We start from the raw sequence: 20,023 nt of genomic DNA on the forward strand, positions 1-20,023 counted from the left end.
TTTGCCATGAACCCTGAACGATGAACCCCGAACGATTAGCTAAATTGTTCGCCTATATCCAGGTTAAACAGAGTTTGGAGTGCCTGCATCGCTTTGCGTCTGGCTTCGATATCCTGCTGCGATCGCAGTTGTACCATCGGATCGTGCAGAATTTTATTGACAATTCCGCGCGTTAGTGCCTCGATAACTTCTTGATGTCTTTCGGCAAATTCCGTACCCAAGCGAGACAAAGCTTTTTCTAACTCTTGGGTGCGAATCGTTTCCATTTTATCGCGCAGGCAGCTGATGGTAGGAACGGTTTCCAGCGATCGCCACCAGAGATCAAAGGCTTCCACCTCTTCTTCTAGCAATTCCTGGGCTTCCATTGCCATCTTGCGGCGGCTTTCGTGATTCTGAGCCACCACTGCCTTTAAGTCATCGACATTAAACGCCTGCACGTTGTCCAGATCGTTAACATCCCCATCCACATTACGCGGCACGGAAATATCAAAGATCATCAAACCTCGGTGCGCTTCCAGGTGAATTTCCAGTTTCGATCGATTTAACAGGGGTTCTGTAGAAGAGGTACTGGTAAAAACTAAATCCGAGGAAGCGATCGCTGACATCATTTCTGACAGTGGATACAGTTGCAACTGTGCCTCTGGGAACTGATTCGCCAATTCCTGTGCCCGTTGCATAGAACGGTTCAACACCGAGATGTGAACCGCTCCTTTTGCCAGTAAATGTTGCACTAACAGCCGGGACATTTTCCCCGCACCTAGAATCATCACTCGACAAGCTGCCAAGTTCTGGGCTTTGATCTGGGCTAACTCTACCGCTGCTGAACTGATGGAGACAGCACCCGTACCGATACTGGTTTCCGTCCGAACTCGCTTCCCAGCAGTCAGTGCTTGCTTGAACAACCGATTCAGGATGCTACCAATGCCCTTGTATTGCTGTCCCAGTTTGTGAGTATGTTTCACTTGCGCCAGGATTTGCCCTTCCCCCAGCACCAAACTATCTAAACCTGCTGACACTCGCATCAAGTGCATGACTGCATCTTCATGCAACAAAACAAACAAGTGTTGCCGCAGTTGATGGAGGGGAAATTTGCTGTGTTCGGAAAGAAATTGGGTGACTTCCCGAACGCCCTGTTCGGTTTCATGAGCAACGATGTAAATTTCCAGGCGGTTGCAGGTGCTAAGAATCGCGACTTCTGCAATGTGGGGGTAGCTCATGAGGGCAAGAGTTGCACCTTCACACGCTGGCTCTGGAATACTTAATTTTTCCCGAATCTCAACCGGCGCTGTTTTATGGCTAAGACCTACGACTGCAATATTCATTTGCTAATTGCTAATTACTAATTGCTTATTGGGTTGATGGTTAAAAGATTAGAAGATTGAAGATTGAAGGGTGAAGATTGAAGGTTGAAAGTTAACCTGCACGACCTTCAACCTGCAACCTACAACCTGCAACCCGATTTCCGATTATCCGCAGACTACCTCAATTGCAGTTGCTTCGGCTCTTCAAACATGTGGATTGTATCAACAAAGCGGGCGGTCTGCGACTGGCTGGAAATGACCAAGCTTTGAGTCCGTGCCCCACCCTTGAAGAACCGCACGCCTTCCATGAGCGTACCAGGAGTGATACCACAAGCTGCGAACAGAACTGTCTTGCCAGAGGCGAGTTCCTCAGCACTGTAAACTTTGTCTGGGTCTGTGATGCCCATGCTATTAAGCCGTGCGATATTGCTCTCTCTGCTCTCTCCGATCAATCCAGTTTTCACCACATCTGGATCGTAGATCAGCTGACCTTGGAAGTGTCCACCCAGACAGCGCAGAGCGGCTGCTGAGATGACGCCTTCGGGTGCAGCACCAATTCCCATCAAAGCGTGAATATTGGTACCGGCAAAGGCGCAGGAGATGGCAGCAGAAACGTCACCATCGCTGATCAGTCGCACTCTGGCTCCCGCTTGCCGGATTTCTTGAATTAGTTCTTTGTGACGAGGGCGATCCATCACTACGACCACCAGTTCCTCAATCGAGCGACCCAGGCACTCTGCGAGAATCTTTAGGTTTTGGGTGGCGGACTTGTTAATATCAACATGACCGCGTGCCACTGGGGGCGCTGCCAGCTTTTTCATGTAAAAGTCAGGAGCGGCAAACAAACCGCCTTTTTCAGCAATTGCCAGAACTGCCATTGAACCATTTTGACCGTAGGCAACGAGGTTGGTGCCTTCGCAGGGGTCAACGGCAATGTCAATCTCAATTAATTCATCTGGGTTGCAATAAGTTTTGGCATCTTCGCGGGTACAGATACCAACTTCTTCTCCGATATACAACATGGGGGCATCATCCCGTTCGCCTTCACCGATGACGATCCGACCCCGCATATAAATTTTGTTCATCCGCTCCCGCATGGCTTCCACCGCGACTTGGTCAGCGATGTTTTTTTCGCCTTTTCCCATCCACCGGGAGGATGCGATCGCAGCTTGCTCAACTACCTCTATAATTTCTAATCCCAGCGTGTTTTCCACAAAAATTATCCTCTCAACTGCTTGATTTAGCGTCGTTTCATCTGGCGATTCCAGTTAGAAGTCTATCAGAGGGGGGATACCCAAAGCTGGAGATTAACGGCTTGGTTTATGTTAACTTTTGTAATTCATCCGGCTGATGGGTCATGGGTCATTCGTTGGGAAATTACGAATAACTCATGACTCCTGGCTTTTTTTAAGGCAATTCAACCGATGTCGGTTTAGCAATGTGAGGCAGACCCCAACCGAGTTTTTCTCGTAAAATTCGGAAAAACTCAGGGGATTGCAAGCGGATGAATCGAGCTGAAAAAGGCGATCGCTCCAGATACACCCGATCTTCTGGCAATACATAGCACCCAGCATTCCCATCCACCACCATCACCAGTCGGTTAGGATTTGCGGGGAAAATCGTCACAGGTTCGCTATCTGCAAACACCAATGCCCTAGACGCCAGTGAATGAGGACAAATCGGTACTAGCTGTAATGTCGGCACCCCAGGCGTCACCACCGGCCCCCCAGCACTCAACGAGTAAGCCGTCGAGCCAGTCGGGGTCGAGATAATCACCCCGTCTGCGGCAATATCCATCAGCGCGTGACGCCCAATCAGCACCTCAAAATGGCACATACTGGTGAGCGGTTCCCGATGAATCACCATTTCATTCAGGCACAGCGCTTCCCACAGCCGGACATTATCGCGAAATAGTTGCACCGCGAGCATCGCCCGCTCTTCGACTTCATACTCCCCAGACATGAGCATTTCCAGCGCTTGCGGGATCTGGTTCACATAAGCTTCAGTGAGAAAACCCATGTGCCCAGTATTCACCGCCAGCAAGGGAATCCCGCAAGGTGCCACTTGGCGAAATGCCGCCAGAACCGTGCCATCTCCCCCTAACACCACGGCAAATTTCATCTCTTCATCAAAGCCGGGGGGAGCCAGGGAATCGATTGGGGTATGACATACCGGACGATCGGGGCGAGAATATCCCAAAATCCCACCGGAACCTGTTGTCATGCAAACTTCCCAACCAGCGGCTGTCAGCTTGTCTTTTAACTCTGTTGCAGCGCGACAAGCTACAGGTTTGGTGTCATTGTATATAATCCCTGCTTTGGGCACGCTTCGAGTCCGGTAGTAGTTCATTCTTAATTGTTAGCGATCGAGGATTGGTTTTTAGGTATGTAACCTATTAAAAACCAACAACTAACAACTCACTTTGCTTTGAGGCTGTAATCAGTTCAAGATGTATAGGGCATTTTCTTTTTACTCTGCTTTTTATTTTTTGATTTTTCGTAATCAATTTCCTTAAGTTTTTTCAAGATGCGACTGAAGTAGTCTTGCAGGTATGCCTCCAAAGTCGTGATTTGACCTTGGTCTATCCCGAAAACTTGATAAACCTCATCCATCGACGCATTCAGGGGTTTGCCGGTCGCTACCACTTCGGCAAAAGCCAACCGATCTGCTAGGTTCCAGCCCCATTCAAAAAAGCGAGCGATCCGTCGCACTGTCCGCAGTAAGCCCAAAGGCATTCGCGTGACCTTGGATTCTCGCCCAGAAAGACGTTCGCACAGGCGGATGATTTCATAAGCACCCCAAGCGCGAGAACCGACAATCGGGAAGGTTTTCTTTTCAGTTTCCGGAACCTTCAGGGCTTTGATTGCAAACTTAGCAATATCCTGAGTGTCCATGTAAGCCACCGGAGAGGTGTCCCCTGTCACCCATACAGCTTGTCCATCTAAGATCGGCACTGCATACTGACCAATCAGCCCTTGCATAAAGCCACAAGGTCGCAAAATGGTGTAATTTAACCCGGATTCTGCTAAGAAAAGCTCCGTACACCGCTTGATTTCCATCAACGGGACATTGGGATACTTTTCAGCATCCAAGATGGAAAAGAAGATAAAACGATCAACTTTGGCAGCGCTGGCGGCTTGAATCAGCGCTACTTTGCCATCCCAGTCTACCTGTTTGATACTAGTGGCGTCTGTCGGTCGTGAAGTTGCCGCATCAATCACGGCTGTGACACCTTCAAAGGCTGCTTTCAGGCTTTCAGGATTGGTGAGATCGCCGCCGACTAACTCAGCGCCCCATTCTTTTAAAAATGCCGCCTTCTTCGCACTTCGTACCAGACAGCGAACTTGATAGCCCTCTTCTATTGCCCGACGAGCCACCTGTCTGCCCAGGGTGCCGGTGGCACCGACAATTAATAAAGTCATCTAGTAATTAGTAAGGAATCTTAAACTTTCTATAAGATGTTATCAGAAATCTCAGAATTAACGCAAAGAAAGTTTACAAAACTAGTAATCAGCGCGATCGCGCACCTCAATTGCCATTCGCTAATCCTATAAAAATGCCCAATAGTAAACTCTCGCCAGATGACAAAGCAACGGGCGAGGAACAAATCAACGATTCGTTTTTATGGCAACGGACAAGCTGCTAGGCGCGTTGATGGAACACGCCCCGGCGTGGCTTGCCCTTGCTTTCAGGGGTTGCCCTTAGAGGGACTCGTTTTCGCCGCCTTGGATTTTGAGTAACAAAAAGCCTAGACCCAGACCCACTAAAATCAGGGTAGAGGACAATATAGCTGCATTAAAAATCTCACCGCTCATCGGTTGTAGGCTCCTTCGGAATCAATTAAAAAGTTTAGAGTATTTTAAACTGAAAGCTGTGAAAACTTTCTTTACACAAACACCTACCAATCTCACACAACGGCAAGAACGTCCTCGGTTAGCGGTAACACTGGGAGATCCGGCGGGGATTGGGCCAGAGGTGGTGCTGAAGGCGTTGGCAGATCCGATTACCGAAAATTGCGCGATTACTGTCGTTGGCAGTCGGGGACTGTTGCAAGAAACTTATCATCGATTGACCCGACAACGTAAGGGCACGGTGCCGTGCCGCTCCCAGCAACAGGAACAAAGCCTGCCTACACAGACTTTAGAAGCGGGTGGGGAGGCATCTGAGTTGGTGTCAGCACCGCTAGCAGACCCGGCACAGTTATCAATTCTTGATGTCCCACTGGACGGGGAAATAGAGCGGCAAATCAAGATTGGAACTGGGAATGCTGCGAGTGGCGCGGCAAGCTTTGCTTATATGGAAACAGCGATCGCGCACACGCTTTCGGGTGAGTTCCAAGGCATTGTTACTGGCCCGATTGCGAAATCTGCTTGGAAAGCCGCAGGATATGATTATCCTGGTCAAACAGAATTGTTAGCCAATCGTTCCGGCGTCCAGCGATTTGGGATGTTATTTGTGGCGCGATCGCCGCATACTGGTTGGACACTCCGCACTTTACTTGCGACTACCCATATTCCCCTCCGTCAAGTCGCTGAGGTGCTGACACCGCAACTGCTGACGAATAAGCTTGATTTGCTGGTGGAATGCTTAAAAGCAGATTTTGGGATAGAAAAGGCAAAGATAGCGATCGCTGGATTAAATCCCCACAGCGGCGAACAAGGTCAACTAGGACGAGAAGAAATCGATTGGTTAATCCCTTGGCTAGAGCAACAACAGCGACCCGATCTGCAACTAGATGGTCCGATTCCCCCAGATACGATGTGGGTAAAGCCCGGTCAAGCCTGGTTCGGTTCAAATGGCATCTCATCGGCTCACGATGCTTACTTGGCGCTCTATCATGACCAAGGCTTAATCCCTGTTAAACTGATGGCATTTGACCGAGCGGTGAATACTTCTATCGGTCTTCCCTTCATCCGCACCTCTCCCGATCACGGGACTGCTTTTGATATCGCTAGTCAGGGAATTGCCGATGCTACCAGTATGAAAGCAGCGATTCAACTTGGGGCTGAATTAGCGGCTCGGAGGACAGCCGCGAACGCTATGTAGCTTTCGCTAGCGAATCAGGTATCGTCAGCCAGATTAATTCGAGAAGAGATTGTTCATGTTTGCATATTTGATTTTTAGCGCGATCGCTCAAAGCATCCACTTGAGCGCTGCCAAACTTCCTGCATCTAAATCTGAGAACGATCGAGCCAAGTTCGAGCGAATAGCAGCCTCAACAGTACCAACGAACTCCGCCTTCGCAGACTTAAGGTATTTAAAAACCGCACGGAGGGGTTTTGCCGTTTTACCTGTTGCTTATGTAGCCGCGAATTCTATTCACCGGAAACATTCTCTAGGGTTGGATGCTAAAAACGGTATCTCCTCACAAACACCATTTGTTAAAAGCGATCGTAATCAAAAATTCTTTCCTCTTGGTTTTAAAGCTATTAGAAGTGCGCCAGGAGTTACGCTTTATAACCAAAAATCTGATTATGTGCAAGTTGTTGATTTGAGCCAAGGCGCGTCTGTCAAATTCCTTTATGGCGAGATTACCAATCCCGGTAAGAGACAAGGCGCTTATGGAGGAAACGATCCTAAGTTGAGACGCCAAACGCTGACACAAGCCTGGAAAAATTTCTCTTCTTTTAATAAAAAGGCTTTTTCGATAACGAATGGTCAGTTTTTCAGAAACGATACTAAATCCGCCATCATCACTAACTTAGCTTTTCCAGTTAAAGCCAATGGAATCATTATGAGTGACGGCTATGCAGGCGAAAATGAATTTGCTAGTCAAAAGCTGATGCTTGCGGTTTGGAATAGTCGCGCAGAAATTAGCGTTTTTAATGGGAAAAACTCTCTTTACTCTTCTTCAGCTCCCAATATCATTGTTGGCTTAAGCGAAAAGGCGAATAAATTTATGAACAAAAATTTAGGTAGAACTTTTATGGGAGTCCTAGATAGAGACTCTAATGGAATCTCCGAAACAGTTTTAATTTTTAATTCGAGTGATTCAACTCAGTTTCATGCAGTACAGACACTAAAAAAGTTTGGTGCAGATCAAGTAGTTATGCTCGATGGTGGAGGCTCTTCACAGTTGCTTGCTCAGGGTGTAAATTATATTACATCTCCAAGAACAATTCCACAAACTATTGGCGTGGTGAGCGCTCCTTGAGCAAAGAGTAGGCAGGAATAAGAATGCGATCGCGCCTCTATATCGATGGCAAGAAAGTGCGATCGCTCTTATGGTTTTCTTTCTTTCTTTCTTTCTTTATTTATTTACTTTTCTTTTATAACTTCATCATCGCCGTTATTTCTCAGTTTCAAGTGAAGTTATTCCCTTGCCAATTCCACCTCTAGCTTCCCTGGCGCGAGCCGGAGAGTTGTGAGTTAACCATCTCTCGCTTCGCTGATAGACAACCGGCGCGAGCCGGAGAGTTGTGAGTTAAGCATCTCTCGCTTCGCTTAGGTTTCATCGGCGTAAGTTAGGTATCTCTCGCTTCGCTGATAGACAACCGGCGCGAGCCGGAGAGTTGTGAGTTAAGCATCTCTCGCTTCGCTTAGGTTTTATCGGCGTAAGTTAGATATCTCTCGCTTCGCTTAAACATGGTGAGTGTGCGCTTCGCGTGGATAAATGGGTGAAGTTTTGTTCTGTAACTCATTGATCCCAATTCTTTGAACTCGGCACCCGCCGGAGAGGTATGAACTCTTCGTAGCATTCTAGTTTCCACTAGGATGCTTTCTTTTTTGCCGATCATCTTTCGTGGTTTTCGGCAGGCTATCTCTTGTCTTTGTGATGTCCCTCTTTGGTCTTACTCATATGAAAATGACACTGCAAATGCCTGAATTTCTCATCAATTTCCACAAGGTTCCCGGCATTCCTCTTGGTCGCCTTTTTGTTCCTCATTCTTTCACCACTACCTCTCAATTCCTTCATTGGTATAACTCCATCCACCTTGTTGATGAAACCTTTTATGCTTCCGGAAAAGTCATTTGGTTTATTGCTCCTGTTTCTGAGTACCTGCGACTTGCATACCTATATCCCCACCATTGCTATGCTGCTTATACTCTTTACCTTCTAAAATCGGCTTCTACGTTCTTCAGCCGGCTTAAACCACCGCATCTTCCCGATAGCAGCTATCTTGACTGATCTCTAATACCCCTCTATCTTGTACTTCTCCAACTCTCTTTCCCACCTGAAATACAAACTCCCTTTCTCAACCTCATTACTCTCTTCATCCTCCCGAATGAGGTCTTGGTGTGCCGACTCCAAATCCCGCATATACTGCTTGAGTAAACCCCCAGGAGCAACAGCTCTTGTTTTATACAACTGGCGGGTCAACTCTAGAAACCATTCCCGATTTGCTACCAAGTCTGACTCTTTCACCTGATACTTGAGGATTTCAGGGATTAGCAGCGTAGGGTCGTGATGCTTAGCGATCGCTCTGACATCGATAACTGGCTTATAATCTATCCGCAAGCACTGCTGCCAAAGTTCTACCCACTTAGCCTGCGACAAATAGCTATGACTGAAGTATGAAGGCTGCACCAGCGTCAAAATATGTAGATGTGGGTGAGCAGATACCCTATCCCGACCCATAGTAACCTCTACAGACTTTATCCAACCTTTTGCAGGCCATGCTTTCAATTCAGTCAATCGCTTAAAAGCCTTGTTCATCCCATCCCAGTTTGTCCGCAAATCCTCAATCTGACAGTTTTTTACAGTCAGAGTAATAAAAAGCCAGCGGTATTTGGGGTAATCAGCGACAACTTTCGGGAGAATTTTATAAGCTTTCGCCTTCCACATGAGACTTCGCCGCCACTGACAAACCGGACAATGACGAACGCGACAAAATCGCGTATTTGATAGCTTAAACTTGAGAGAACCTTCGGATGCTGGCACTAATCGAAACTCCAGCCACTCGGAACAGGTACTAACCCGATAAGCATAGCGATTGAAGCCACCATTTCTAGCGCCAGCGTAGTGCTTGGAAATTATCTCTGCATTGGCTCGGTGCTTTTCCCAAGCGTTGCCTTTTGGAGAGATGTCGGATAATCCCAATACATCTGTACTTGCTTCGCACTTGTCTTGAGGCGAGACACTAAAAGGAATCAAGCTTCCGTTTGAGGCTTTATCAGACATGAATCCACCTGATAAGTTTGATTTGCTGGGATCACCTCAAACTACCAGGCGGTTCTACATTCATCCATCAGTTGAAATACCTAAATCAATCCGCTGAATTACTTCTCCTGTATGGGATAACACAGTTTCTGGTGCAGTCAAGGCAAATTTCTCTAATTGGATGGTACGCGATCACTTACCCATCTAGCACTAATAAAAAAGTGCGATCGCATCTACCTATAACTCACTATTTAACTGTAAATAAACCCTATTAAATGTCAAAATATTTTTTAAGACTTCGTGTTGCTAAAAACCGTATTGATTAAAATGGATGGTGTCTCAAGTCTTGGCAATAAATATCTATAGCAATTCTATCTCAGGTGTGAGCCACCAGTTGAGATTCCCGGCTTCTTAGAGAAATCGGGAATCTCACTTTTAGAAGTGTTATAGACATTACGGCTCAATAACCTTGTCCATCTAATCCTAAATAAATTTGGCTTGAAGCTTTGCAAATTAGGTAAACCAATTAGATGGGGAAAAACTCTGCTCAGAGGAGCTAGGAAGTTGATGTTTAATCCAATCTCTCTTCCTTTGGAGAATCTCAAAAATTCCTTGGCGAATTACTGTTTCTATGTGCAGCTTTCTTTCTCCAGAGCAGTAACGGCGATTACATTTCTCTGAAAGTTTTTGACCATCCTCGATCGCAGCGTATACGTTAGGAACTCGACTCAGGGTATAGGTCATTAATTCTTTATATAATCTAGAATTTAAAAAAGCTCCGTATTCAAAATACTCTTGTTCATTGTCTAAGATTTGAGCAATTTCATCGGCAACCCATAACATTGTTAAATTGATGGTTCGATTAGCCATTTTAACCTCACTTTTTATCGAATAACATTCTGATTTTGTCTGGTTGATTTTCTAATTTATATCTATTATTACTTTTAAAAACATCAAGGTCTTGCTCAAGGCAAATTTTAGAATTGGAGATCCTCTCTTATTTCATTTATGAAGCTTTCACATAAAAACACAGATGAAATTTAATTACTTTCTTTGCAAATGAAGAGACAAAAATAGTACTTATAGGCTGACTAATAGGTAATAATTTCCCCCAACCATAAAGTTTACGGGTATCTTGCTTAGAGGTTTTTGTTAACATTGGCTGCTTTGCAAACTCAAGGCATGAATATTAACAGGAAACTCAGCTTCTATTGGATTAATATCAGTTCTATCTAGTAGCGCAAAGAGAGCATACTGGATTAATCGCTTCTAGCGTATGCCGACTAACCCAGCCTGCATTAAAAGGAGGTCGTCAGATTGGGAAACAGACTCTAGCCTGTTTTGAATCTAAGATTACGTCTCAAATGTAAAAAAATAGAGGAGAAATCGGGAAGAAATCGAGAAGAAATGAAAAAAACAGTAAACTTTTGCAAATAATATTTTGCTGCTGTTTACAAAGCATCAAATTAAGATAGCTGTTTAAGGCGATACCCAATACCGTGAATTGTCTCAATCAAATCGGGCGGTGCGCCTACTGCTCTGAGTTTCTGCCGTAGGCTTTTAATATGGGCTTTAACAGTCTCCTCCTCTGGGGGTTCCTCAAGAGACCATACGTGTTCAATGATGCTACTGCGGCTGAGTACCCGCCGACCATTGCGAAGGAATAGCTCCAATAAAGAATATTCCTTGCGGGTTAAGTGCAAAGATTGCTCAGCATAGCTAACTTCATAGGTACTAGGGTTAAAGCTCAAGCTGCCCCACTCTAGCACTGGAGACGCTGAGGAACTCCCTCGACGCAACAAAGCGCGTATCCGGGCTAATAACTCTGGCAGATCGATCGGTTTAACAATATAATCATCCGCTCCAGCATCTAAGCCGGTGACTTTATCTGCGCTAGTGTCACGGGCAGTGATCATGAGGATTGGCTGGTTGTAGTCATGAGAGCGCAATCGACGGCAAAGGCTTATGCCATCTAGCTTAGGCAGCATTACATCTAGCAAAATTAAGTCATACGTAACGGTTTGGACTTGATCCCAAGCAGCTTCCCCATCTGTCACCACATCAACCACATAAGTTTGATCCGTAAGAGCTTCTACTAAAGCTTCTGCAAGACGCAAATCATCTTCTATTAGAAGGATTCTCATTGCATAAATTGCTTTTAGTTGATAAAAAACGGGAAATAAAGATGATTGATAAAGTCTCTAACTGGCTAAACTGCCCTATTCATAGAATATCATCTATCATTCGGACGATTAACGCAGGATAAACAGTAACCTTAGCAAGAAAACAATGCGATGAAGTGGCCTATTAAAAAAACAATGATTATCAGCGGTTTAGGATTGGCATTGTTGCTACTCGGTGCAACAAGTACAGCTTCGTATTGGAGCATGACTCAACCGATCGAATGCCATGAATGGATACAGCACACTGAAGAAGTTGTGCAGAACCTTGATGAGATGCTTTCTACGCTAAAAGATATTCAAGCAAAGGAACGCAACGATATCCTAAGGGGCGACGAAACTTGGCTAAACACCGCTCCCGCGGCTAGTCCGGAAATTGGCTCGAAAATTCAAAAGCTCCGAAAGTTGACGGGCGATAACTCCCTGCAACAGACAAAGTTGAATGTGCTTGAGTCTTTAGTGACAAAGGAACTCCCTGTAGTCGAAAAGTTAGTTTCCTTGCGGCAAAACAATGATGAAGATGCGGCGGGTCAGATTGCCCTGATTGAAGAGGAGCAAAAGCGTCAGGGTGAGATTCGCCAGTTAATTCAGCAGATGCAGAATGATGAGCGAGCATTTTTACAGCAGCGATCGCTAGCAGTATCAACCAGCGCTCAAAATACAATCCTGATGCATTATCTGGGCACAGGCTCGGTTTTTTTGCTTTTATGCTGGGTTTACTTGCTTCTGTATAGCGAAAATGCAAAGCGTCAACGCGCAGAGGAAGCACTCAGAAAGGTTAATGAGGAACTAGAAATCAGAGTTCAGGAACGAACCGCAGAAATCGTTAGTACGAATGAATTGCTGCTGGCTGAAATTATCGAGCGCAAGCGAGCTGAAGAAGCGTTACATCTAACCCAATTTTGTGTCGATCGGGCGGTATATGCGATCGCTTGGATAAATCCGGAAGGGCAGTTTGTCTATGTAAACGATGCCCTTTGTCATTCCATCGGTTATTCACGAGAAGAATTACTCTCGATGAGCCTATCTGACGTAAATCCGGACATTCCCCCAGCAGTCTGTCCAGATATTTGGCAAGCTATCAAGCAACGCGGCTCTCTCTCCCTGGAGTCGCATCATCGTAGCAAAGATGGCAGGATATTCCCGATTGAGGTGACAGGCAATTACTTGCAGTTTAAGGGCAAGGAGTACGCTAGTTTTTTTGCTCGCGATATCAGCGATCGCCTGCGGCACGCTACGCTACGCCAACAAGCAGAATTCGCTCTCAAAGAGAGCGAACAACGGCTACAGGCAATTTTAGATAACTCTCAAGCAATTATCTACCTTAAAGACACTTCTTGCCGACACATTCTAGTCAATCGCCAGTTTGAAAATTTATTGCACCTCACTAGAGAGCAAGTTCTTGGCAAAAACGATTACGATATATTTCCCAAGGAAATTGCAGATAGATTGGTATCAAACGACAAAAGAGTGCTTGAATCTGGAAGTTCCTTTGAGTTTGAAGAACTCATTCCTTGCCCCGACGGTATCCGCACTTACTTATCGCTCAAGTTTCTCATTCATAACACCGAAGGGATTCCCTACGCAATTGGTGGTATTTCCACCGATATTAGCGATCGCAAAGCTGCTGAAGAAGCACTGAGAATTAGTGAGGAACGCTTTCGGATTGCGCTCAAAAATTCACCCATCGTTGTCTTTAATCAAGACACCGATTTACGCTACACCTGGGTACATCATCCCACCTCAAGGGTTGTTGACGAAGTTTTACTAGGAAAATTAGAAACCGAGGTCTTTTCGCCTGAAGATGCCCAACAGCTGGTAGCGATTAAGCGCCCAGTGCTGGAAAGCGGAATTGGAACGCGCAAACAGACGTGTATTGCACTCAATGGGAAAGTTCGCCACTACGATTTAACCGTAGAGCCGTTGCGGAATCCAAGCGGGGAAGTTGTTGGCATTACCGGCTCAGCGATGGATATTACTGACATCCGTACTAGGGAAGAACAACTGCGAGCAATCTTCGAGGGCGCACTCGAAGTGATATTAATTACAGATGACGAGGGCGCTTATGTGGAGGCGAATCCAGCCGCCTGCCAACTACTGGGGCTGCAACTTTCAGAACTTTTGGGAAAGCGGATTGCAGACTTTCTGGAGCCTAGTTTCGATTTTGAACAGGCGTGGCACCACTTCCAAAAACAAGGGCTTGCAACCGGAGAATTGCGCCTCCTTCATCCAGATGGAACCGTGCGAGAAGTTGAGTATGCAGCTAGAGCTAATTTTCTTCCTGGGCGAAATCTATCAGTGTTACGCGACATCACCCTGCGTAAACAAGCGGAGGCAGCGCTACGGGAAAGCGAGGCTCGTTTCCGCATGATGGCTGATAGTGCCCCTGTGATGATTTGGATGTCCGATCCAGACGCACTTTGTACGTTTTTCAACCAGACTTGGCTAAACTTTACCGGACGGACTCTAGAACACGAAATTGGGAATAGTTGGTTGGAAGGCGTGCATTCTGAAGATATTCAGCATTGTTTAGATAGCTACTTATCCGCTTTCAATTCCCGAATGTCCTTTTGTATAGAATATCGATTGAGAAAGGCTGATGGCGAATACGGTTGGATTGTAGATAAAGGAGTTCCCCGGTTTACCCCAGAAGGAGATTTTGCGGGTTACATCGGCACCTGCCTCGACATTACTGAGCGTAAAGCTAGTGAGGAAGCCCTGAGAGAAAGCCAACGTTTCATCCAGAAAATTGCCGATACAACGCCTAATTGGCTCTACATTTATGACATAATCCAAAATTGTAACGTTTATGCCAATCGCCGAACAGAAGATTTTTTTCAATGCACTCAGGCAGAAATCCAAGCAATCGGCTCGCGGATTTTATCAGATTTTTTACACCCAGAAGATTTCGCTAAAATCGAGGAATTTAGCAAAGAGTTTGCCACTACTACAGAAGATCAAGTAATCGAAAAAGAATACCGGATGAAAAACGCCACGGGTGAATGGCGTTGGTTTCATATCAGTGAGGTTGTCTTTACAAGAACTGCTGACGGTAGACCCGAACAAATCCTAGGTGCAGGAGTAGACATCACCGATGTTAAAAAAGCGGAAGAAATTCATCTGGCGCTAGAAAGAGAAAAAGAACTCAGTCAGCTTCAGATGCGCTTTTTTTCAATGGTTTCCCATGAATTTCGCACTCCAATCAGCACGATTTTACTCTCTTCGCAATCCTTAGAACATTCCTTCGAGCGATGGTCAAAAGAGAAATTATTGAAAAATATTGCTCGGATTCAAGCCAGTGCCAAACACATGGTTCAGCTATTAGAAGATATTCTAATAATCAATAGAGCAGAAGCTGGAAAACTAGAATTTAATCCTGCGTCTATTGATATCAAAAAGCTTTGCTACTACTTAACTGAAGAAATGCGGTTAATTGCAGGTAGTAAGAATTCAATAATATTTGTCAGCCAAGGAGATAGCCCAAACTCAGCAATCGATGAAAAACTTCTGCGCTCGATTGTTACCAATTTACTTTCCAATGCGATTAGATACTCCCCCCAAGGCAGTCATATTCATTTTTCCCTCGTTTGCGATCGCCAAGAGGCAACTCTGCAAATTAGGGATAAAGGCATTGGTATTCCACCAGAAGACCAACTTCATCTATTTGAGCCGTTCTATCGAGGCGAGAATGTTGGAAATGTCGCTGGTTCGGGATTAGGACTAACCGTGACTAAGAAGTGTGTGGACTTACACGGCGGCACAATTACAGTAAAGAGTGAAGTCGGGGTGGGAACCACTTGCACTGTGACATTGCCTTTATACAACCCTGTAAGACCAGGAAGTCTCCAGCCCAGCTAGAGCAGTCAAACCATTCTGAGGGTAGACGGCTGCGATCGCACCCACCGAGTAAAGTAAAAAAGTAGCTCAATTGACTAAGATTGGCATTTGGTAGCAAGATAAGTCATGACTTCTTGGCGCGATCGCTTCAATCAAATCAGTGGCAAAAGCCGCTTTGTAGTCTGTCGTTTGTTTGTCCATCTAGCAGGTGCAGAGGTTGCGCCTCTGTTGGGAGTTTTAAATCGTGCTGCTAGAGAAGCCGTCGAAGCTGACGGGGATCTGCAAATTTTGGGCGAAGGACTGGTTGAAATTTGTCAGAACCTCTTACAGTACGATACTTACTGGCAATCCGCGGCGAATGAAGGCGACGTTTTCTGGAATGAAGGTGAAGCTGGGGACTATGTGAATGAATTGTTCACAGACTCTGCTGAGCGCTATTTGAGCGAACCAGACTTCAGCCAACCTTCTCACGGAAATGAACCCTTGTCATTGCCAGTCACTCGCAACTTGATTGTGATGATTACGGTGGCTTATGAGGGGGAACTTCCCGTACTCGAAGGCGATCTCGCCAATCTTAGTGCGCTTAAAGAAGGTCTAAAAGCCTTGGTTAATCTGCACTATCAGGAAAGGCTGCGAGCAATACAAGTTCACTTTTCTCCAGCGCAGTTGGGTGATGAACTCACAAACGATCAATTGTTGCTGAATTTTCCAGAACTGATTCCCCTTTAGATTCCTCTTTAATGGCTAATAGCTTCCTCATCAAAATTATTCATCCGTTTATGTTACGTAGATTGACCATTCTTTTCATGTCCCTGACGTTGTGCTTCACAACGGTAGCTTGTGGTAGTCCCTCAACCACAACCCAAGCCCCATCTCAGAATCGGGACTTTAAGACAACGACCACTCAAAGTCGTTTGCCTGATGGACAATATCCAGTCCAGCAGGCAACCTACAATGATGCCGATGGGGAATACACCCTCATGTTGCTCAATACCCCTCCGGGCACGCCCGCTGTTTATCGCTCTACAGATTTGCAAATGGCACGTCTGACAGACGAAGAAATTAAGTCTGGTCAGAAGGGTTATGTGAAAGCAGCTAACGGTCAGGCATCTCTGCACATTCCAGAAGACTTCAAAATTGAATACGTTCACAACGTCACTGAAACGCGACCCGACCCTCAAACAGGTCAACCCCAGACCGTGGTCGTGCGTCAGCAGTCAAGCTTCTGGGCACCTTTTGCAGGAGCATTGGCAGGTCAAGCCGTAGGCAGTTTGTTGTTTACGCCGCGTTACTATATGCCGCCAGTGTATCAACCGGGCGGAATTATGAGAGGTTACGGCGGATACGGCAACACTTATAGTCAAGCGGTTCAGCAATATCAAACCCGCTACCAAGCACCGCCACCTGCTGTTAGAAATCGTCAAACCTTGCGGACAACTGGGCGCTTAAGATCGCCTTCATCCAGTCAACCGACCAGCATTCGTCGAGTCCCGCAAAGCGGAAACCGTTCTACTGGATCGGGTTATGGTTCCAGTACGCTGCGTCGCTCTAACGGATCGACTCCCAGCCGCGCGAATAGAAGTCCCAGTTTTGGCAGCGGATCGCGATCGCGTCCCAGTCGTAGTCGGGGATCGTTTGGTTCTGGTGGCAGACGCCGCTAATTATCGCGAGCGTGGGTAACGCCTATTCTCCTAGCTAGCTCTGTAAGCGCACATTGCCTTGCGCTTACAGAGTCAAAAGAAATTTTTACAAGCTGTATCTTATTGCTTTTCGCCGTTTGAGAAGACTCTGGGGCTGAACTTCCTGGAACCCCTCCCCGCAAGCGGGGAGGGAAATTAACTTGCGGTTACGAGTATTAAGTCAAACAAAAAACGCCCAACAAAAACTTGAGGGCGTCGATCATCAGGGTGCATCTACTAAATTCAATATACCTCACTGAGGGGTCACACCCCCCACCCCTAATAAAAGATTGTTATAAAACTTCTCAATCGCTTCTCAAAGAGCCAAACGTTCTGGCTGTCGCGCGTTATCCCCCTTCACTTTATGAGCGCTACATCTGTGATTCCTCTTTTCCCACTTTGGTAGGTAGCGTAGCGGCGCGCCCATTGCGGGGGTTAAGGAACTGTTGCAGACGATTTGCACAACAAAATGACATTACTACCAGAAGCTGCTTCTACCAGCTTCAAAGAACCGAGTAGCCGCCCATAGCCTGCGCGATCGCTACTCCCCCAAAAACAAAAAACGCCCAACAAAAACTTGAGGGCGTCGATCATCAGGGTGCATCTACTAAATTCAATATACCCCACTGAGGGGTCACACCCCTCACCGTCAAAAAAGTTGTTACAAAACTTTACATTTTGGGGGAGCGATTAGCCGAGAGTCCTTATCAAGGGGGTTGAAGGATGCTTGCAGTCAATCCAGATAAAGCAATACCTTGAAACCTACGTACAGCCTAGACGTCAAGAGAGACTTGAGAGACACACTAAGCGATCGCTTCTGTTAGCTTTGTATTTACTTGATCTGTACTTTGTCTACCCAAATCGCTTATCTCTCAAGCAGTGCGTGCAGATTGAGCTTTCTCGCCTGATTGACTGAAAAAACTCCCCTCCTTCCTATCCCTGCTACCTATAGCAGTCCTCAAGGATTCATGAAGCCTTGCTCCCCGACTTCTTAGAGAAGTTGAGAAGCTGAAGGGCTGGCATTCCACAACTCAAATAGGATTGCTATAGTTAGTTGAATTTCTCCAGCGTAGCTGCTACTTAAACGAAATTCGCCCAAAATAGTATCAGTAGTTTTGGTCGCAACAATGCTATATTTGATAGCCGTTATCGTTCTTATTTAAATTTGTTTTTATAAATTGACGGCGACTTAGGGCGTAAAATTTAAATTCGATCTATACTAATCCCTCAGACGATCCCCTGTATTTTTCCTAAGAAAAGTTTACCCATTAGGGTGATGTGTAAAGGAGGTGAGGAGGGAAACATGGTAATAGCTTGATGGAATGACCCTAAACAGGGCAACTTGACAACAAGTAGCCTGCATATTCGATTTCAAGAGGTTTTGGATATGTCCTTGCTTTTTTTAATCCCTTTAGCAATCTCGATAGCATCAGCCTTCGTCATCTTTGAGAATTCTCACGATGAAGTTGCCATGCTTGCTGCATCAGCAGCATCTGTCAGTTTGATTCTATGTTTGCTCTTTTTGCCTTGGCAAGTCCAGCTTTTGGTGTTGATGTTTGTCTTAACGATTACTAGACGGGTTTCTGTGCCAAATCAGAGCAAATTTAGGTAAAAAGACAATAATTTATGCTGCGCTTTCCTGTACAGCGAACTCCAATCCAGTCTCGATCTAGATTGTTAGAGCTGGATTTGGTAACGCTGATACTGAACCTCTAACTGAAACATCTGATGAACTGCTGCCATTTTGAACAGCAGCTATCGTTTACAGGTTCTTCGGATAAACTCATCGACTCTCAAGAGTTTATTTGCTTTGGTAGGTATATCCCAGTTTGCCCTGCCATCCTAAGCGTGAAAAGGCGCGATCGCTGGAACCTCTACACCCAGCGCTGAAACTGCCCTTTCTTAAACACAGTCTTTACCAGTGCTGCCTTGTGCTTTTCGCCTTGATGATTCACTTAATAGAGTTCGGTGTGAATACGCCTACTTTTTTGGGATACGTCATGAGCTGAGGATAGAACCATGTTTGCCCTCTCTCTAGTTGTTTGGCGCTCGGCACGCATAGTCGCGTCATTGCTTGTGACAGATGCGTAAGTCCTGACGATTTTACTTCATGTCTGCAATGGAGACATCTATTGTCCCCCTTTAAAACAAGACTGGGGATATCTAATATATAGTCTCCAAAAGTGAAAGGTAGAACACCTGTCTTGAAAGCTTCAATCAAACTTTTAGCAATTAATACCAAAGGAAGAGCCTAAATCATTTTTGATTTGATAACGACTTTTTCGAGAAAATAAAAATACGAAATATTAAGCTTATGAAAATTTTCCGGATTCATTGCCAGATCTATCGTTGAAAATACTGAATACTAAACTTACAAATAAACGTTTAGTTGACCACTACACAGAAACGCCTGCTATTGTCAGAAAATCACTCGAACAACTTCCACAGCTTTGTTTAGCGTACCTTACTACAGATTCTAACTTTACAAATTCTTTGTAGAAGCTCAAGTTTTCATGAAGAGAAAGTAAAGAAAAAGATTTGATAAAGGTACTGGCTACTGAGGTTTTCAGTGGATATACTGATATTACTGGCACTCCCAAAAGTGGCACTCCCAAAAGTCTAGGAACTGTAACGGGTGTTATGAGTAATTACTTTCGATTCACAGGAACAGCAACTTTACTGATTGGGTTGCAACTATTCAGCCCCCAGATGGTGTCTGCCAGAATCGACCCCACTCTTCCCAACAACAGCCCGTCAAACAGCTTCTGGAGTGCTGCTGAGACCCAGAATTTACTAAAATCTGGCGGGGAAGGGAAAGCATTTCAACCGAAAGATAACGGCCCTCCTGCTGGCGATGGTACTGGTGCAGGAACGCGCTGAACCAGGCAAAGGTAAAGGTCAAGTAAAAGTTAAAAGGCAAGGATA

General features: G+C 45.6%; 18 protein-coding genes. 9 read left to right on the top strand and 9 right to left on the bottom strand.

Features of this window, described 5'->3' with window-relative positions:
• Window positions 1-35: 35 nt before the first annotated feature.
• The 4 genes from NDI33_RS03285 to NDI33_RS03300 all read right to left on the bottom strand — a co-directional run bounded on the left by NDI33_RS03285 (window position 36) and on the right by NDI33_RS03300 (window position 4,723).
• The gene (locus tag NDI33_RS03285) at window positions 36-1,322 is read right to left on the bottom strand and encodes a glutamyl-tRNA reductase (protein ID WP_190429782.1); all 1,287 of its coding nucleotides are present in this window, start codon (window positions 1,320-1,322) and stop codon (window positions 36-38) included.
• Window positions 1,323-1,477: 155 nt separating this feature from the next.
• Window positions 1,478-2,515, bottom strand: a complete 1,038-nt coding sequence (gene glpX / locus NDI33_RS03290) for a class II fructose-bisphosphatase (RefSeq protein WP_190415450.1) — start codon at window positions 2,513-2,515, stop codon at window positions 1,478-1,480.
• A gap of 193 nt (window positions 2,516-2,708) precedes the next feature.
• Complete coding sequence (locus NDI33_RS03295; protein WP_190674665.1) at window positions 2,709-3,626, bottom strand: NAD(+) kinase; 918 nt, start codon at window positions 3,624-3,626, stop codon at window positions 2,709-2,711.
• A gap of 119 nt (window positions 3,627-3,745) precedes the next feature.
• Window positions 3,746-4,723: an SDR family oxidoreductase gene (locus tag NDI33_RS03300; protein ID WP_190674226.1), complete on the bottom strand. Its 978-nt coding sequence runs from the start codon at window positions 4,721-4,723 to the stop codon at window positions 3,746-3,748.
• A gap of 159 nt (window positions 4,724-4,882) precedes the next feature.
• On the opposite strand from NDI33_RS03300, the gene NDI33_RS03305 reads away from it, so the two are divergent.
• Window positions 4,883-5,041 carry a hypothetical protein gene (locus NDI33_RS03305; RefSeq protein ID WP_190429786.1) on the top strand — a complete coding sequence of 53 codons (159 nt, stop codon included), beginning with the start codon at window positions 4,883-4,885 and terminating at the stop codon, window positions 5,039-5,041.
• Here NDI33_RS03305 and NDI33_RS03310 read toward each other — a convergent pair.
• On the bottom strand, window positions 5,003-5,116 hold the full coding sequence (locus NDI33_RS03310; protein ID WP_190415454.1) for a PetM family cytochrome b6-f complex subunit 7: 114 nt from the start codon (window positions 5,114-5,116) through the stop codon (window positions 5,003-5,005). The two genes, NDI33_RS03305 and NDI33_RS03310, sit on opposite strands and share 39 nt — an antisense overlap.
• 58 nt (window positions 5,117-5,174) lie before the next feature.
• On the opposite strand from NDI33_RS03310, the gene pdxA reads away from it, so the two are divergent.
• Entirely contained in the window at window positions 5,175-6,347 is a 1,173-nt protein-coding gene (gene pdxA, locus NDI33_RS03315; RefSeq protein WP_347275866.1) for a 4-hydroxythreonine-4-phosphate dehydrogenase PdxA, read from the top strand.
• 55 nt (window positions 6,348-6,402) lie between these two features.
• The gene (locus tag NDI33_RS03320) at window positions 6,403-7,455 is read left to right on the top strand and encodes a phosphodiester glycosidase family protein (protein WP_190674229.1); all 1,053 of its coding nucleotides are present in this window, start codon (window positions 6,403-6,405) and stop codon (window positions 7,453-7,455) included.
• Between the two features lie 978 nt (window positions 7,456-8,433).
• Here NDI33_RS03320 and NDI33_RS03325 read toward each other — a convergent pair.
• The 3 genes from NDI33_RS03325 to NDI33_RS03335 all read right to left on the bottom strand — a co-directional run bounded on the left by NDI33_RS03325 (window position 8,434) and on the right by NDI33_RS03335 (window position 11,546).
• The gene (locus tag NDI33_RS03325) at window positions 8,434-9,423 is read right to left on the bottom strand and encodes a protein rep (protein ID WP_190674232.1); all 990 of its coding nucleotides are present in this window, start codon (window positions 9,421-9,423) and stop codon (window positions 8,434-8,436) included.
• A gap of 492 nt (window positions 9,424-9,915) precedes the next feature.
• Window positions 9,916-10,272: a hypothetical protein gene (locus tag NDI33_RS03330; protein ID WP_190674235.1), complete on the bottom strand. Its 357-nt coding sequence runs from the start codon at window positions 10,270-10,272 to the stop codon at window positions 9,916-9,918.
• 596 nt (window positions 10,273-10,868) lie between these two features.
• Complete coding sequence (locus tag NDI33_RS03335; protein ID WP_190415460.1) at window positions 10,869-11,546, bottom strand: response regulator transcription factor; 678 nt, start codon at window positions 11,544-11,546, stop codon at window positions 10,869-10,871.
• A 150-nt stretch (window positions 11,547-11,696) separates the two neighbouring features.
• Here NDI33_RS03335 and NDI33_RS03340 point away from each other — a divergent pair, with 150 nt between their 5' ends.
• The 3 genes from NDI33_RS03340 (at window position 11,697) to NDI33_RS03350 (ending at window position 17,080) form a co-directional block, all read left to right on the top strand.
• The gene (locus tag NDI33_RS03340) at window positions 11,697-15,440 is read left to right on the top strand and encodes a PAS domain S-box protein (protein WP_190674238.1); all 3,744 of its coding nucleotides are present in this window, start codon (window positions 11,697-11,699) and stop codon (window positions 15,438-15,440) included.
• A gap of 105 nt (window positions 15,441-15,545) precedes the next feature.
• Entirely contained in the window at window positions 15,546-16,148 is a 603-nt protein-coding gene (locus NDI33_RS03345; RefSeq protein WP_190525704.1) for a DUF1517 domain-containing protein, read from the top strand.
• 50 nt (window positions 16,149-16,198) lie between these two features.
• The gene (locus tag NDI33_RS03350) at window positions 16,199-17,080 is read left to right on the top strand and encodes a hypothetical protein (protein WP_190415465.1); all 882 of its coding nucleotides are present in this window, start codon (window positions 16,199-16,201) and stop codon (window positions 17,078-17,080) included.
• Window positions 17,081-17,533: 453 nt separating this feature from the next.
• On the opposite strand, the gene NDI33_RS03355 is transcribed toward NDI33_RS03350, so the two are convergent.
• Window positions 17,534-17,692 carry a hypothetical protein gene (locus NDI33_RS03355; protein ID WP_190415467.1) on the bottom strand — a complete coding sequence of 53 codons (159 nt, stop codon included), beginning with the start codon at window positions 17,690-17,692 and terminating at the stop codon, window positions 17,534-17,536.
• A 793-nt stretch (window positions 17,693-18,485) separates the two neighbouring features.
• Here NDI33_RS03355 and NDI33_RS03360 point away from each other — a divergent pair.
• The 3 genes from NDI33_RS03360 (at window position 18,486) to NDI33_RS03370 (ending at window position 19,978) form a co-directional block, all read left to right on the top strand.
• Window positions 18,486-18,710: a hypothetical protein gene (locus NDI33_RS03360; protein ID WP_190415469.1), complete on the top strand. Its 225-nt coding sequence runs from the start codon at window positions 18,486-18,488 to the stop codon at window positions 18,708-18,710.
• Window positions 18,711-18,826: 116 nt separating this feature from the next.
• Window positions 18,827-18,988, top strand: a complete 162-nt coding sequence (locus NDI33_RS03365) for a hypothetical protein (protein WP_190428556.1) — start codon at window positions 18,827-18,829, stop codon at window positions 18,986-18,988.
• Between the two features lie 648 nt (window positions 18,989-19,636).
• Window positions 19,637-19,978: a hypothetical protein gene (locus NDI33_RS03370; RefSeq protein WP_190440968.1), complete on the top strand. Its 342-nt coding sequence runs from the start codon at window positions 19,637-19,639 to the stop codon at window positions 19,976-19,978.
• The last annotated feature ends 45 nt before the right edge of the window (window positions 19,979-20,023 follow it).

Origin of the sequence: Trichocoleus sp. DQ-A1, assembly GCF_039961955.1 — a bacterium.
Taxonomy (GTDB): Bacteria; Cyanobacteriota; Cyanobacteriia; order Cyanobacteriales; family FACHB-T130; genus FACHB-T130.

What these genes read in the sequence shown, in the direction of transcription:
- NDI33_RS03285 (WP_190429782.1), bottom strand. Translation starts at nt 1,322, where the DNA reads ATGAATATTGCAGTCGTAGGTCTTAGCCATAAAACAGCGCCGGTTGAG.
- NDI33_RS03300 (WP_190674226.1), bottom strand. Translation starts at nt 4,723, where the DNA reads ATGACTTTATTAATTGTCGGTGCCACCGGCACCCTGGGCAGACAGGTG.
- NDI33_RS03305 (WP_190429786.1), top strand. Translation starts at nt 4,883, where the DNA reads ATGACAAAGCAACGGGCGAGGAACAAATCAACGATTCGTTTTTATGGC.
- NDI33_RS03310 (WP_190415454.1), bottom strand. Translation starts at nt 5,116, where the DNA reads ATGAGCGGTGAGATTTTTAATGCAGCTATATTGTCCTCTACCCTGATT.
- NDI33_RS03320 (WP_190674229.1), top strand. Translation starts at nt 6,403, where the DNA reads ATGTTTGCATATTTGATTTTTAGCGCGATCGCTCAAAGCATCCACTTG.
- NDI33_RS03325 (WP_190674232.1), bottom strand. Translation starts at nt 9,423, where the DNA reads ATGTCTGATAAAGCCTCAAACGGAAGCTTGATTCCTTTTAGTGTCTCG.
- NDI33_RS03330 (WP_190674235.1), bottom strand. Translation starts at nt 10,272, where the DNA reads ATGGCTAATCGAACCATCAATTTAACAATGTTATGGGTTGCCGATGAA.
- NDI33_RS03335 (WP_190415460.1), bottom strand. Translation starts at nt 11,546, where the DNA reads ATGAGAATCCTTCTAATAGAAGATGATTTGCGTCTTGCAGAAGCTTTA.
- NDI33_RS03340 (WP_190674238.1), top strand. Translation starts at nt 11,697, where the DNA reads ATGAAGTGGCCTATTAAAAAAACAATGATTATCAGCGGTTTAGGATTG.
- NDI33_RS03345 (WP_190525704.1), top strand. Translation starts at nt 15,546, where the DNA reads ATGACTTCTTGGCGCGATCGCTTCAATCAAATCAGTGGCAAAAGCCGC.
- NDI33_RS03350 (WP_190415465.1), top strand. Translation starts at nt 16,199, where the DNA reads ATGTTACGTAGATTGACCATTCTTTTCATGTCCCTGACGTTGTGCTTC.
- NDI33_RS03355 (WP_190415467.1), bottom strand. Translation starts at nt 17,692, where the DNA reads ATGATCGACGCCCTCAAGTTTTTGTTGGGCGTTTTTTGTTTTTGGGGG.
- NDI33_RS03360 (WP_190415469.1), top strand. Translation starts at nt 18,486, where the DNA reads ATGTCCTTGCTTTTTTTAATCCCTTTAGCAATCTCGATAGCATCAGCC.
- NDI33_RS03365 (WP_190428556.1), top strand. Translation starts at nt 18,827, where the DNA reads ATGAACTGCTGCCATTTTGAACAGCAGCTATCGTTTACAGGTTCTTCG.